Annotated in this window: 10 protein-coding genes and 2 pseudogenes; 4 read left to right on the top strand and 8 right to left on the bottom strand. The window is 67.9% G+C overall.

Annotated features, from left to right (window positions below):
• The first annotated feature begins 326 nt into the window (after positions 1–326).
• Positions 327–2,195 (top strand): TOPRIM nucleotidyl transferase/hydrolase domain-containing protein, encoded by a 1,869-nt coding sequence (locus AB0G56_RS41345; protein WP_360981256.1) that lies wholly within the window; start codon positions 327–329, stop codon positions 2,193–2,195.
• Between the two features lie 521 nt (positions 2,196–2,716).
• Here AB0G56_RS41345 and AB0G56_RS41340 read toward each other — a convergent pair.
• The 7 genes from AB0G56_RS41340 to AB0G56_RS41310 form a co-directional block, all read right to left on the bottom strand.
• Complete coding sequence (locus AB0G56_RS41340; protein WP_360981253.1) at positions 2,717–3,760, bottom strand: serine hydrolase domain-containing protein; 1,044 nt, start codon at positions 3,758–3,760, stop codon at positions 2,717–2,719.
• 93 nt (positions 3,761–3,853) lie between these two features.
• On the bottom strand, positions 3,854–4,942 hold the full coding sequence (locus AB0G56_RS41335; RefSeq protein WP_360981262.1) for a glycosyltransferase family 4 protein: 1,089 nt from the start codon (positions 4,940–4,942) through the stop codon (positions 3,854–3,856).
• 23 nt (positions 4,943–4,965) lie between these two features.
• Positions 4,966–5,502 carry a deoxycytidine triphosphate deaminase gene (locus AB0G56_RS41330; RefSeq protein ID WP_360981250.1) on the bottom strand — a complete coding sequence of 179 codons (537 nt, stop codon included), beginning with the start codon at positions 5,500–5,502 and terminating at the stop codon, positions 4,966–4,968.
• Positions 5,499–6,038, bottom strand: a complete 540-nt coding sequence (dcd, locus tag AB0G56_RS41325; protein ID WP_360981247.1) for a dCTP deaminase — start codon at positions 6,036–6,038, stop codon at positions 5,499–5,501. The genes AB0G56_RS41330 and dcd overlap by 4 nt, the downstream gene beginning before the upstream one ends.
• Complete coding sequence (locus tag AB0G56_RS41320; protein WP_360981244.1) at positions 6,035–7,273, bottom strand: metallophosphoesterase; 1,239 nt, start codon at positions 7,271–7,273, stop codon at positions 6,035–6,037. The genes dcd and AB0G56_RS41320 overlap by 4 nt, the downstream gene beginning before the upstream one ends.
• The gene (locus AB0G56_RS41315) at positions 7,270–8,586 is read right to left on the bottom strand and encodes a UDP-N-acetylglucosamine 1-carboxyvinyltransferase (protein ID WP_360981259.1); all 1,317 of its coding nucleotides are present in this window, start codon (positions 8,584–8,586) and stop codon (positions 7,270–7,272) included. Before AB0G56_RS41315 ends, AB0G56_RS41320 begins: the two co-directional genes overlap by 4 nt.
• A complete protein-coding gene (locus AB0G56_RS41310) occupies positions 8,586–9,026 on the bottom strand; it encodes an ATP-binding protein (protein WP_360981241.1) in 441 nt (146 codons plus the stop codon). The genes AB0G56_RS41315 and AB0G56_RS41310 overlap by 1 nt, the downstream gene beginning before the upstream one ends.
• 173 nt (positions 9,027–9,199) lie before the next feature.
• Between AB0G56_RS41310 and AB0G56_RS41305 the strand changes: the two genes are divergently transcribed.
• Together AB0G56_RS41305 and AB0G56_RS41300 are read left to right on the top strand one after the other, a co-directional pair.
• Entirely contained in the window at positions 9,200–10,471 is a 1,272-nt protein-coding gene (locus AB0G56_RS41305; protein WP_360981238.1) for a helix-turn-helix transcriptional regulator, read from the top strand.
• A complete protein-coding gene (locus AB0G56_RS41300; protein WP_360981235.1) occupies positions 10,468–11,013 on the top strand; it encodes a flavoprotein in 546 nt (181 codons plus the stop codon). Before AB0G56_RS41305 ends, AB0G56_RS41300 begins: the two co-directional genes overlap by 4 nt.
• Here AB0G56_RS41300 and AB0G56_RS41295 read toward each other — a convergent pair.
• Positions 11,014–12,535: pseudogene (locus AB0G56_RS41295) on the bottom strand (mobilization protein); the annotation flags it as partial.
• Positions 12,536–12,537: 2 nt separating this feature from the next.
• Here AB0G56_RS41295 and AB0G56_RS41290 point away from each other — a divergent pair.
• Positions 12,538–13,116, top strand: a pseudogene (locus tag AB0G56_RS41290) (tyrosine-type recombinase/integrase); the annotation flags it as partial.
• Between the last annotated feature and the right edge of the window lie 353 nt (positions 13,117–13,469).

Genomic DNA, 13,469 nt, shown 5'->3' with positions numbered 1-13,469 from the left:
CCAGGTCATCCACTCGACAGGGGGGAACAGTCATGCCGGGCCCGGAGGCCAGCGGCCCTCTTGCAGGACCGCGAAGAAGATAACGGGGGGGGCGGTTCGGGGGCGATGGAGGCCCCGTCAGCCGTGACGTTGAGCCCGAGGCAAGCCGGCTTCGTGCGGTGTCGGTCGGAATCGGTCAGATCCGTTCACAGCGCCAACAGGCTATCTCCACAAGACATAAGATGATGCGCCTGGGTTGGCTGTTGCCCAGGTCAATGTCTGGGGAGAGGCACCCCTGGTGGCTTGCGTCTGCCCCGAGGCGCTAGGGAACGGAGCGGCTGAGAACGGTGCACCTGCACGGCTTCAACGTGTGCGGATTCCGATCCCTCAAGGACGTCCGTGACATTCCGGTCAGCACACCTACCATCCTCGCCGGCCAGAACGACGGCGGTAAGAGCGCGGTGCTTGCCGCGCTGGCGTTCCTTGTGGGCAATGAGCAGTTGACCGAGGACGATCGTACGTACGAGCTCGACGCTTCGGATGGCGTGGACGTCGATGACTCGGCGCCTCTCCTGCGGTGTTCGACCACATGGGTGGAGGGGCAGTTCACCCTCGACTCTTGGGAGTTGGAAACGTTCGGCTTTCCGGCCGAGGAGTTGCGCGTACGGCGACGCGCTGTCAACGGTGAGGACCCCGTCCTTGAGTGCTGGGCGCCGCTCGCGGACGACGAACGACTGCGTGACCCTTCCAAACTGGCCCTCAACGAGGTGAGAGCCCTCGCCAAGCAGTTGCTCCCTGAGCTGTCGTCCATAAAACGCGGCGACATCGAGCCAGCCCTCTGCAGGTACGGCATGGCTCACGCCTCAGCGTCGGGCTGGGTTCCTGCTCCGAAGGGGATGGAGCATCGCATGCCCCGGCTGATGCCGTTCGACGGGAAGTCGGCCGATCCCGACGCTGCGGTCAAGACCGCGCTGATGGGCCGCTACCAGGCCCATATGTCGGACCCCACGCTTGAGGGCCAGTTGCAGTCGATCGAGGCCGGGATCAAAGAGCGACTTCAGGACGACGCCCGGTCCCTGTGCGAGCACATTCAGAGTCGTTGCGACGACCTCACAGACGTTGACGTCGAGCCTGTGGTCTCGTTCACTCACGGTTTCCGGGGTGCGCCGCTGCGAATCGCCCGTACGAAGGGCGAGACCGTGGGCCTGGATCGTTCCGGCCTAGGTAGCGCACGACGTATCTCCCTGGCGATCTGGGAGTGGAACAGCCAGCTGCTCACGCGCGAGGAGTTCGCCGACGTCGACTCCTCAGCTGACCCTGAGGAAGATGTCCCGCCTCCGGGACAGACGATCGTGATCTACGACGAGCCGGACACGCACCTCGACTACGGGCACCAGCGCAAGATCATGCAGCTCATCCGTGACCAGAGCGCGCTGCCCCATGTGAACGTAATCGTCGCCACCCACTCCATGAACCTCATCGACGGTGTCGACATCGCCGACGTCGCGCATCTGCGACTGGAGCGCGGACGGACGGTGATCGAGCGGCTGGGGGCCGACACCCACGACGGCATCGACGTGCACCTAGGGCGTATGGCTGCGGCAGTCGGTCTTCGAAACTCTGTTCTGCTACATGAGCGTTGCTTTCTGGCTGTCGAGGGCGACACCGAACAGCGGGTGATCCCCATGCTGTTCCGGCTGTCGGAGGGCCAGTCTCTCCAGTCGGCCGGCATCGCCTTGTGGGCGTGCTTCAACAATGAGGGGGCCCTGCACCTCGCTCACTATCTGGTCGCGCATGGCCGCTCCGTGATGCTCATGGTGGACGCCGACAGCCGCACCTTGCCCAAGGGGCTCTTCAAGGAAGCCCGACTCCAGCAGTTCTTCGGCAGTGCTTTCAGCGACGTTGTCCGTTTCGTGGGCGAGCCGGACGCCTTCAATGAGCTGGAGGAACTGTTCCCGGACGATCTGTGGGCCGCGACCGCCAACGAACTCTGGCCGAAGGGCGGCGAGCCGTGGACCACGGACGACTTCACCGCTCAGCGCGGCAAGAAGTTCAGTAAAGAAGTGCTGAACATGCTCCGCAATGACAGCCCGAACGGTCCCAGCGGCAAACCCGACATGATGTTCGGGCTGGTGAGCACGCTCACCAGCCCTGATCAGGTGCCCGCTCAGCTGCGGGAGATCTTCAGTGAGATCAGAAAGCTGGCCGCAGGGTAAGAGCGCGTAGCGCTGACCTGGTCTCACTGGTACCGCCGCGGCGCCGCCGCCGTGCAAGCATGCGTTCCTTGCGCTGTTCCAGTGTCGGCGGTTCCCACTTGTGCCAGCCCACCGGAGGCTTCCAGCGCTGCGCATGCTCCCGCGCCTCAAGCCCACACCATCGGCAACCATTCGGAGCAGGTATGCGCTGGTCAGAGCCATTTTGCTGGTCAGTCATGAGTCTCCCTCCCCCACATCCAGAGTCTTCCCTATGGCACTGACATCACCCCTATCCGAAGAGCGGTACATTCCACGCTAAACCGGATGAAATAGGCGGGCTACCCGAGCCGATTCTGTTATCTCCGTCGCATTGGCAGCGCTCGTTCGGCCTCAGCTGCATCGCACTGTGTGTCCGCTTACCTTCGTACACCGGCGATGATCGCTGTCCGAATAAGGCCAGCCTTCTAGCGGGTGGGTCGGCAGCGTTGCGCTCAACACCAGGCAGCGGACGTCGGATGGGGCCTGGGTTTCTTTTTGACACATCAACTGAAGGCGAGTTCACGGAAGGTGTTGCGAACCTCGGTCAATGGCCCACGATCCCTTGTGTAGTAAAGCTTGTTGGTCAGGAGCACCGCCCAGCGGCCCCCGGTGGGGGAGATCCACATGCCTGTGCCGGTGAAGCCGTAGTGCACCCAGACGTCCTCCTCGGTGGTGGTGCCGGGAGCGGGATGCCAGAACAAGCCACGAGCCGGCTGGAGCTCACCCGTCTCGATGGTCAGGGAGTGTGTGATCCACTCGCTGCCGAAACCAGCCCGCACATGGGACGCGGCAGGGCCGAGCATGTACCGGAGGAAGATGGCGAGGTCGTTGAGGACGGTGAAGACGCCGGCGATGCCGCAGACGCCGCCCAGAAGGCGGGCAGAGAAGTCGTGGGCGACTCCCTTGAGGTGGGTGTCGGTGTCCTGGTCGAGTTCGCTGGGTGCGCAGCGGGCGGCGAGGTCGGCGGGCAGGGGGCCGAAGCGGGTGCCGGTCATGCCCAGCGGGTGCCAGGTGCGGGCGGTGGCCAGCTGGTCCAAGGGGCTGCCGGAGAGGTGTTCGGCGAGGTAGCCGAGGATGAGGGCGGCTCGGTCGGTGTACTCGACGGCTTCGCCGGGTGCCCGGTGGAGTGCCTCGTGCAGTACTCCGCGGCGGATGTCGTCCGGGTTGGTGCCGTAGAGGTTCTTCAGCTGGGCTCGCAGTGGGACGCCGGCGGTGTGCGTCAGCAGATGCCGGGCGGTGACGGCTCCGAGTGGGTGCCCGGTGACCTCCTGCCAGAAGCTGCCGAGCGGCTGGTCGAGGTCGAGGGTTCTGTCCTCGTACAGAGCGCCGACGGAGGACCAGACGGCCAGGATCTTGGTGAGGCTGGCGGCGTCGAAGACGGTGTCGGTGCGCATCGGCACGTCCGGCTCGTCAGGGTCGAGGACGCCGGTGGTGCCCTGGGCGAGGGTGCCGGTGGCGTCGCCGAGGGCCCACACGGCGCCCGGGTACACCTTGTCGCGGACGCCCTCGTCCAACAGGGCTTCGATGCGGTCACTGTCGTACGTCATGGTCTCCCTTTTCGCCGGGGCGTCGCGCGGTTAGCGTAGTGACGTTCACAAGGTGGGTCGGGCAGCGACGTGTCGTGCCGCCCGGGAATCACGTCAGGTGAGCTGGCGGCCGAGGTCGTTCAGGGACCGTGCGGTCGCCGAGAGAGGATGGCGGGCCGCGTTCGCGTAGCCCGCCTGTCGCAGGGCGGTCAGCAGCTCAGGCGTCTTCCTTAGCCGGTCGAGGTCGCGCGCGAGAACAGCGGAGCGGGTGAAGTCCGTGGCCATGCCAGATGTGGCGAGCGCTTCGCTGAGGCCAGGTACGGGCTGGTAGAGGACGGGCAGTCCGCACGCTTGGGCTTCCAGCGCGACCAGTCCCATGGCCTCCAGGGTGGTGGACGGCACGACCAGCACGTCGTGTTCGGTGAAGGCTTTCCACAGCTGTGGGCGGCGCAGCCAGCCGAGGTAGCGGACTCGTACGCCGGCTCGTTGCAGCAGCGGGGCCAGTGCGTGGAACTGGCCTCTGGGCGCGGCGACGCTCAGCTCGACACCGGGCACCGGGGCCAGACTCTTGATCAGGGCCTCACCACCCTTTTCGGCGGTCAGGCGTCCTGCGTACAGGAGCCGCAGGTGGCTGCTGGAGGTGCGTGCCGGCCGGGCGGGTGGGGCGGTGAGCAGGTGGTCGGGGATGCCCCAGGGGATGTGGGTGATCTTGCGGCGTTCGATCTGCGGGGCGAGCTTGAGGAGGCAGTCGGCCATTGCGTTGGTCGGGGCCACGATGGCGTCAGCGGCCCTGGCTGTTTCGCGCAGCACTTGGAGCTGGTCTCGGTGGGTCTCGGCGAAGAGCAGGTCCGTGCCGTGGACGAGGGCAATCCGAGGATGCGCGGGCAGAGCGCGGATGAGGGCAGGAGTGGCGCCGAATGCGAGGTGCTGCAAGTGGAGGACGCCGATCTGCGTGGGATCGAGTATGGCTGTGAGCGCTCTGCGCAGGGTGGCGACGTAGCGGCTGAAGCCCGTTCCTTCCAGACATTTGCCTGCTACGGGGAGCACGCTGAGTCCGGCGGGTGGCCGGGGAGCGTGACCAGGTGGTGCGAGCATGAAGGCGCGTGCCGGGATGAGGGGTTGTCGGCCGGTGTAGAGGTCGATGAAGAGCTCGACGCTGCCGCCGGGGCTTCCAACGGGGAGGTCCAGTAAGGTGGCGGCCATCGGGCCGGTGGCCGAGCGAGCGCTCACCGCGTGCCTCCGTCGATCTCCTCGTAGAGGCGCGAGATGTCGATGCCTTCCGTGGACGCGTACTTAGCAGGCTGCTGCTGGTAGCTGGCCGGGGTGCCGGAGGTGGTGAGGAAGACGAGCTTGCCGAAGGTCATACCCGGATACACGCGCACCGGCCGCGTGGCGCGGATCTCTAGAGTCCAGCGGATCGCATGGCCCTGGTGTCCGAGCGGAGCCGAGACGTGTACCCAGATGCCCAGGGATCCGGTGGTGCGGTTGCCGTTCAGTAGCTGCGCGTACGTCTCCGAACCGGTCCGCTCCAGCGTGATGCCGAGGTAGAGCAGGCCAGGGCGCAGCACGAGGCCGGTGTTGGAGATGGGGTGCTCGGTGAAGGCGGTGGGGGTCGCGGCGTCGAGGTTGCCGTTGCAGACGCGGACCGTTTCGCCGAGCCGCCAGTCGTAGGCGTTGGGGGAGAGGCGGCTGGGCTCGTACGGGTCGATGGTGATCTCGTCGGCCTGGACGGCGGCGGCGATGGCGGGACCGGTGAGGATCACGATGCCACCGCCCGGAGTCGGGCGAGGTCTCGCCAGTAGGCGGAAGGCTGTGGTCCTGCGGCGGCCTGGTACTTGCCGCGGTAGAGGTCGATGGCGCCGGTGGAGACGAAGAACATGATCTGCCCGATCGCCATGCCGGCATACACGCGCAGCGGTCGGATCGGGGTGAGCATGAGCGTCCACTGGCCGTGGAAGCCGATGTCGCCGATGGGGGCGGTGATCTCGACGAACAGGCCGAGACGTCCGACGGAGGAGCGACCGAAAAGCAGTGGCACGAAGGTGTCGGAGCCGACCTCTTCGAGGGTGTGGCCGAGGTAGAGCTCGCCTGGCTGGAGGATGTGCCCGTCCGAGCCGATGCTGGTTTCGCTTGTGGGGTTGGGCCGGTGCGCGTCCAGGACCGTGCTCGTGTAGGTGATCAGGGTGGGGCCCAGACGCACGTTGTAGCTGTTGGGGTTGACCTGGTCGGCGGCGAACGGGGTGATGCGGAGGCGGCCGTCGTGAGCGGCAGCGGTGATCTCCGGGCCGGTGAGGATCATTCGCTGTCTCCTTCCGCGGTGTCGGGAGCGGTGAGGACGTGCTGGACGGCCTGGTCCAGGCGCAGGCCGGCCTCGTGTGTGCGTCCGCCGAGGTAGGTGTCGGCGAGGTAGTCGGTGGTCAGCACGGTGGTGATGACGCCCGGCAGGGGATAGGGGGCCGTGACGAGCGGACCGGACTGGGCGGTCAGATCTGACAGCAGGCCACGGGGGCCGCTGCGTGCCGGCTCAGGTACGTGGGCATGCACCAGCTGGTTGGCGAACGGCTCGATGGAGAGCAGGTCGCCCTGGGTGAGTGTGTCGCCGAGCGGGACGGCACGTAGTGCCGTCTCGTTGAGGACGACCGTGTCTGCCCCGAGTGCCGTACGCAGGCGGGCGGTGAGCTCCATGAGCAGGCTGCGCCGGTCGAGGGGCTGGTTGCGGTACGCCGGACTGATCGGGCCGAGGACGGCGGCCAGCTGCTGCTTGACGTTTTCGATGAGGGAGCGCAGATCCGCAAGCTCCATGGGAAAGCGGCTCGGGGCCCGATTTGGGAAGGATGTAGTGCCGGCACCCCATCCCGTGCCTACGGGTGTTGCGATCGCATAGCCGTCGGCGAGTTCCCGACCCTTGGCGACCAGGGTGCCGTCGACTCGGACCGGTCCGTACTGATCGCTGTGGCAGTGCCCGGCGAAGACCACGTCGAGGAACGGACAGGCCGCCGCGAGTTTCCGGTCCTCGTCGAAGCCGGAATGGCTGAGCAGGACCCAGCTGTCCACCTCGTGGTGGTGGGCGAGAATCACCTCGCGTAGGGACTGCAGGGGATCGGTGACGCATTGGCCGGCTCGCTGGGCAGCCGGGATCGAGTGGAAGGCTTGCCGGCCGATCACAGCGGTTACACCGACGCGCCGTCCATCGATGTCGGCGATGTACAGGCGGCGGAACAGAGCGTCGCCGGTGTTGGCATCCACGGCATTGGCGCAGACAGTGCGCCGGTGAAGGTCGGTTTCGAAGTAGTGGGGCCAGCCGTGGTTGCCGGGGGCCAGCACGTCGTACAGCCTGAGCAGGATCCCCCGCTCGATCGTGCCGCGGGCGAGGCGGTAGTACCCGCTGCCTTCGAAGAAGTCGCCGCAGTCCACGATGAGGGAAGTCGGCCGCAGCGAGTGGAGGTGGGTCAGGAACGGCGCGGCGTTGTCGAAGGCGGAGTGGACGTCCGTTGTGGCAACGATCTGGCGCAGGTTGCGCCCGTCGGTGGTCATGGGGTGACCTCGCAGATGTCGGCGCCCAGGGTGTGGAGCTTGCCGGGCAGGTCGGCGTGGCCGCGGCGGAGTTGGTCGAGGCCCCCGAGGGTGGTGACGCCGTGGGCGGTGAGGCCAGCGACAATGAGGGCGGATCCGGTTCGGATGTCGGTGGCCTCCACGCCCGTCCCGGTCAGCCGTTGAGGACCGGTAAGGCGGCACTCGGAGGGGGAGATCTCCTCGATGTCCGCCCCGAGGCGAGCCAACTGCGGCAGAAGATTGCCGTGGCGACCTGGGTTGATGGCGTCGGCGAACAGGTGGGTACCGGGTAGGCCGAGGGCCAGTGCCATGAGTGGTGGTTCGAAGTCGGCGTCCAAGCCGCCCGGGCTGAGTGAGGCGGTGGCCCGTAAGGGGCGGCTGGCCAAGCGGCCGTCCTGGGCGTCCACGGTGAGAGTGTCCGCCTGGCTGACGGTGGAGATGCCCAGTCGGTGCAGGGCGGCCACGAGGGGGCCCAGGTCGTCGGCTCGCGCGCCTCGGATGCGCGCGCTTCCACCGGTGGTGGCGACTGCACAGGCGAGTGTCCCTGCCTCCACCTTGTCTCCCGGTACCACCCATGCGGCGTCGCTCGGTGCCGAGGGCGGTGGCGAGAGGGTGAGCAGGCGTTCGCTAGCCCGGGTTTCCCAGCCCGCCGCCTGCAGGGCCTCCAGGACATACAGCACTTCCGGCGAGAGATTGGGCTCGCCCAGCCGCAGAGACCGGCCGGTAGTGACGGCCCGGAGCAGGGCGGCCACCGTCGCCCCGCGTGAGCGGAACGGCAGCACCAGGGACACGGTGCCGTTGTGGCGTCTGGCGGCCTCGACGCGATATCCGGAGTCATCCAAGATACTGCGGTCGCCGAACGCCTCGTACACCTTGAAGTGCAGATCCATCCCGCGTGCGCCGATCCGGCAGCCTCCCGGCCACGGCAGCCGTGCCTCTCCGTGCCGGGCGAGCAGGGCTGGCACCAGGTAGTACGAGGCACGGATACGCGCGGCCTGGGGCAGGTGGGGGCGCACGGGCTGGTTTTCAGTCGGCAGAATCACTGCCGCAGTTGGCTTCCCGACCTGCTGCGCTACGTGCCAGCCCGACTCTTGGAGCAGCGCGAGCATGGTCTGCACGTCCGTGTTGGCAGGGATGTTGCTCAGCCTCACCGGACAGCCGAGGGCAGCCGCGGCGGCCACCAGCGGAAGCGCCGCGTTCTTGGAGCCGTCGACAGTCACAGTGCCGGTGAGTGGTGGGCCCGGACGAACGGCGATCACCTCAGCGGCCACGCCGGGGACGCGAGTGGTCGTCATCAGCAACTCCTCTGTGCAACAAGGGGGGACACGATCGGATGGTCCGGATTGGTGGGCAGTGCGATCTCGGCCCAGCAGCACTTCCCGACCGCCGTCGGCTCGACGCCGTATCGATCCGCGAGCGCGGCCACGAGGAACAGACCTCGGCCGCTCTCGCTACACGGATCTGGGAGACCCGGCCGGGGCAGCTCCGGGCAGTCGTCGCAGACTTCGATCCGCAGCGACTGCTCGTCGAGACGGACGGACAGGGAGACCGGGCCGGCTTCGGCGTGCCGGACCGCGTTGGTGACGAACTCACTGATCACGAGCTCGGCGGTGTGCACCACCTCGTTGCCCAGCATCGTGTCCCAGCCCTCTATCGCATCCACGGCCCGGTGCCGGGCGGCGGTGACCGCGGTCGGTGTGACGGATACGGAGAGTGCGAACTGGTGCGCTTTCACGAGCTGCCTCCAGGGTCGGTGCGGCTGCTCCAGGCAACCGCTCCGGAGGCAAGCGGGACCATGCCGTGTGCCGGGGCCGCATCACTTATGCAGGAGCTGCATCGCGGCCAATCGATGCTCAGTTACGCTCGGTTGAGCAGGCAGGATCGGCGACGGCAGAAGGGGCCGTGGCAATGGCCGACGCACAGAGTGAAGCCGGACGGATCGGCGAAGTCATCCGTCAGGCACGCGTATTACAGCGGCGCTCGCAGAAGGACGTTGCCACCGCACTGGGCTACCACCAGTCGAAGGTGAGTCGCCTGGAGAACGGCAGGGGCACGGAGGACGTGCGCGTGCTGCGCGAGATCGCGAAGGTACTGGACATCCCACCGCAACGCCTCGGCCTCGCTGCTGCCTCCGACGCCAGCCCCAGCGATCCCGGAACCGAGGACATGCACCGCCGCACCTTCCTTGCCGCGAGCGTCGCCGCGCTCGCGGCAACGCCGACGCCAACCGTGGCGCACCACGACCTGATCCAGGTCCTGCTGCCGGGACGGAGCCCCGCCGCCACCGGTGACTCCTCCGGTATCGACGAGCTGCGGGAGCGAGCGCGGACCGTGCGCCGGCTGTTCTGCACGTGCGACTACGCGAAACTGGAGCAGGCCCTGCCGGGCCTGATCGCCGACCTGCGCCAGGTCGCCGACGGCTCCTCCGGTTCGGCGGAGGCGTCCGGGTTGCTCGCGACTGCCTACCAGACATCGGTGAGCCTATTGCTGAAGCGAGCCGACCAGGGCAACGCCTGGCTCGCGGCCGGCCGGGCCATGGCCGAGGCGGAAAGGTCCGGGAACCCTGTCGTCCTCGCCGCCAGCGTCCGCGTTCACGCTCACGTGCTCGTACGGGAGAAGCACACAGCCCAAGCCGTGAACATGGTGCGTCACACCGTCGACCAGCTCAGCGGCTCCTACGACCAACGCTCGCCCCGATACCTGGCAGCGGTCGGTCTGCTGCTGCTCCGCGGAGCAACCGCCGCCAGCAGAAACGGCGACCGCGAAACCACCCACGACTTCCTCACCGAGGCCAAAGAGGTGGCCCGCTACGTCGCATTCGACAGGCCGGACGCCTGGGCGAACTTCAGCCCGACCAACGTAGCCCTGCACGAGATCAGCGCGGCTGTCTCATTCGGCGACGCCGGAATCGCCCTCCAAATCGCTCGCCCCCTCATGCGGCGGCACATCCCAGTCCCCGAGCGACGGGCCGCGCTCTGGGTGGAGGCCGCCCGCGCCTACAGTCAGCAGGGCAGACTCGCCGACGGCTACCAGGCCCTGCGCATCGCCGAGAGCTGCGCGGCACAGGACGTCCGCCGCCCGGCCGTACGCGAACTGGTCGCCGACATGGCAGCCCGTGACCGTCGCCGGGCACTGCCCGAGCTCCACCACTTCAGCCGCCAACTGGGAGTGCCCGCGTGAGTGACCAGCACGACAAGCCGTTCCTCCAGATCGTGGTCTGCGCGGCCGGGGTCGCCGCCGACGTCGGCCGGCTGATCACGGCAGCACAGGAACGGCACTGGGACGTCGGCGTCGTAGCCACCCCGCATGGAGTCGGCTTCCTTGACGCCGCGGCGGTCGAGGCCCAAACCGGTCGCCCCATCCGCTCGGCCTGGCGGTCACCGGGGGAGCCGCGCCCGAGCCGGTCTGCGGACGCGATCGCTGTCGCCCCGGCGACCTTCAACACGGTCAACAAGTGGGCCGCCGGAATCTCGGACAACCTGGCGTTGGGGATCCTGTGCGAGGCGCCCGCCATGGGCGTTCCGGTCGCCATGCTGCCGTACCTGAACTCCGCCCAGGCCGCCCATCCCGCATACCGCAGGAGTCTGGATCTGCTACGCGAGATGGGTGTCCTGATCGGTTCCTACGAGCCTCACCGGCCGAAGGCGGGCGGTGGGGCCGACCGCTACCGCTGGGAGGAAGTGCTGGACCTGCTTGCCCCGAGGTTGCCCGCGCGGTCGTGATCAGCGACGGCGTGCTCGCGGCGGCAGGGGCGTGACGGTGCTTGCCTCGTGGGCCGGAGTGCTGGGTGTCCCGTCGGGCCGCACTGTCCTGTGGGCCTGGGCTGCACGGCCGCGTGCGTTGGGCGTCGGCCGTGCGCTGATGCGTTGAATCCGCCAGGCCAAGGTCCTTGCGGGGGAGCGGGCGTCATCCAGGGCACGTTGGTCGGCGGCCTGGCTGAGAAGTCGTTCCGGGTCGTGCCCGAGTGCCTCCGCTTCGGCGAGCGCGGTAGTGAGGGCAGCGATGGCGGGATCTGCGAGGACGTGCTCCGAGTGCTCGGGTACGGCCCGACGGATGTGGAGGACGTGCCGGTCCACAGTCGGTTGTGGCGGTCGGCGCCTGATGAGGGCGGCCAGGGGCGCTGCTGCCGCCTGGTCGAAGGCGGCTTGTAGGTGGAGCAGGGCCTGCTGGGCGGCGGCGACCTGCTGGTCGTGGTGGCGGAGCTGATGCCAGCGGGTGGCCGCGATGGTGACCAGGATCGCGGCATCGAGGAGCATCGCCAGCGCCGTACCGTCGCTTGGTGCGGGCTCGCGGAGCATCGCCCGTGTGGCGCTTCGCAGGGCGCGGGCGTGGTCGTGTTCGGCCCGCATGCGGGAGCGCGTGGCGCGCTCGAAGGCGGAAGCGGCTTCGCGGAGCTGGGCGCGGATGGGCGCAGGGGCGAGGAGCGGCAGGGCGTCGAGGGCTTCACCGAATGCGGCGAGGTGGGCCTGGGAGGCTCGGTCGTCGTGACCGGTGAGGTGGTGGGGGATGCACTCGGAGGCGGCGGTGGCCTGGTGCCAAGGGTTGGGAGAGCGAGGAGAGCGCCTGCTCGGCTGGTTGGCGGGTTCCGGGTCGATGTCCTCCAGGCGTGCTCGGATCCTGGGGAGGGACAGGTCCGGGGCGAGTGTGGAGCCGGAGTACCAGATGGGTTCCTTGCCAGTGGTGAGGTTGTTCGCTGGCGACCTTGTAGCCGCGTACGTCGCCGGAAGGGAAGTACACGGCTTCGACCAACACACCCTTGGTGTGGCTGAGCAGGCGGATGAACTCCTCGGTGCTGGTGGAGGCTGCCACGGCAGTGCGGACGATGGCGCGTAGGCGCTCACGAGCCGACTTGTCCTGCCCTTGGCGGTGTGCCTTTTCCTACTCGGCGCGGGTGGAGCGTTTGGCGGCGGTGCGGTCTCCGCGGGCGACTTGAAGGAGTCCGTATTCCTTCTCGATGATGGCGAGTTCGCGGTCGGCGGTGAGGTAGTCGTTCCAGTGGCGTGCGGTGCTCAGGTCGCCGCGGACCTTGGTGGCGGCGATGTGGATGTGGTCGGGGGCGTGACGGACGGCGACCCAGCGGCAGCCGTCCGGGTCGTCTTGTGGCGCGATGCCGGTGGCGGCCACGACGCGGCGGGCTATGTCGGCCCACTCCTCGTCGCTGAGGTGGCGGTCCGTCGTGGCGGTGCGGAGAGAGCAGTGCCAGACGTGGCGCTCGGGTGCGCGGCCGAGGCGGCGGGCTTGCTTGCGTCAACCGGCAGGTGCGGCTCGTCGGCACAAAGCCGGTGTTCGCTCTGCCCAAGGGCAACAGGATCCGGTCAGTGCCGCTGCCGGCTCAGCTGACCACTGCCCTCAAGGCCCACATGGCGCGATTCCCGCCCACGGCGGTCACGCTGCCCTGGGCGAAGCCCGGCGGCGAGCCCAAGACCTTCCGGTTGCTCTTCGTCGACGAGAAGGGCCGAGCGTACAACCGCAGCGTCTTCAACATGGGTGCCTGGAAGCGTGCCCTGGTCGCCGCCGGCGTGATCCCTCCCCCTGAGCGCGGGGCGAGGTACCTCCAGGCGGCCCCGGAGGACGGCATGCACGCCCTCCGGCACGCGTACGCCTCCGTGCTCCTGGATGCGGGGGAGAGCATCAAGGCGCTCTCGGAGTACCTCGGCCACTCGGACCCGGGCTTCACGCTGCGGACGTACATGCACCTGCTGCCGTCCAGCGAGAGCCGCACCCGCAAGGCGATCGACGATGCCTTCACCGAACGCAGGGAGTCCGAACCTCGGAGTGCAGCAGCGGGTGCGATTGAGGATCTCAGTTGGCGAACCGCGGTCTGAAACAGCTGGGGGCCTCAGTTTGATCACATGCATCAGGCCCCGGACCTCAGCTTCCAGGCCGCCGAATGATGTTGAACCGCGGTCTGTGGATGAGCATGAGGCGGACGACGATGGCGTCGACGGAGTTGAAGCCGAAGGGAGTGTCAGTGGGTAGCAGTACCGTCGGAGCATGACTGTGTGGCCGCCAATTGATCGTGACGATCTTCGCAAGGCACGTGGTGACGCGGGCTTCGATACCGTCCTCCCGCTGCTGATTAGCCTCGCGCTTTCACGAGATGGGCTGTCCAAGAGCTGATCAGAAACACGGAAAGTGCCCTTGACCTGCAACGATAGGACTTGCTGAGGGTCCTGTT

It is taken from the genome of Streptomyces sp. NPDC021356 (genome assembly GCF_040641015.1).
GTDB lineage: Bacteria > Actinomycetota > Actinomycetes > Streptomycetales > Streptomycetaceae > Streptomyces.
Note: the sequence above shows the minus strand (reverse complement) of the source record. Positions and strands in the feature narration are given on the sequence as shown.

What these genes read in the sequence shown, in the direction of transcription:
- AB0G56_RS41340 (WP_360981253.1), bottom strand. Translation starts at nt 3,760, where the DNA reads ATGACGTACGACAGTGACCGCATCGAAGCCCTGTTGGACGAGGGCGTC.
- AB0G56_RS41315 (WP_360981259.1), bottom strand. Translation starts at nt 8,586, where the DNA reads ATGACGACCACTCGCGTCCCCGGCGTGGCCGCTGAGGTGATCGCCGTT.
- AB0G56_RS41320 (WP_360981244.1), bottom strand. Translation starts at nt 7,273, where the DNA reads ATGACCACCGACGGGCGCAACCTGCGCCAGATCGTTGCCACAACGGAC.
- AB0G56_RS41305 (WP_360981238.1), top strand. Translation starts at nt 9,200, where the DNA reads ATGGCCGACGCACAGAGTGAAGCCGGACGGATCGGCGAAGTCATCCGT.
- AB0G56_RS41335 (WP_360981262.1), bottom strand. Translation starts at nt 4,942, where the DNA reads ATGGCCGCCACCTTACTGGACCTCCCCGTTGGAAGCCCCGGCGGCAGC.
- dcd (WP_360981247.1), bottom strand. Translation starts at nt 6,038, where the DNA reads ATGATCCTCACCGGCCCGGAGATCACCGCTGCCGCTCACGACGGCCGC.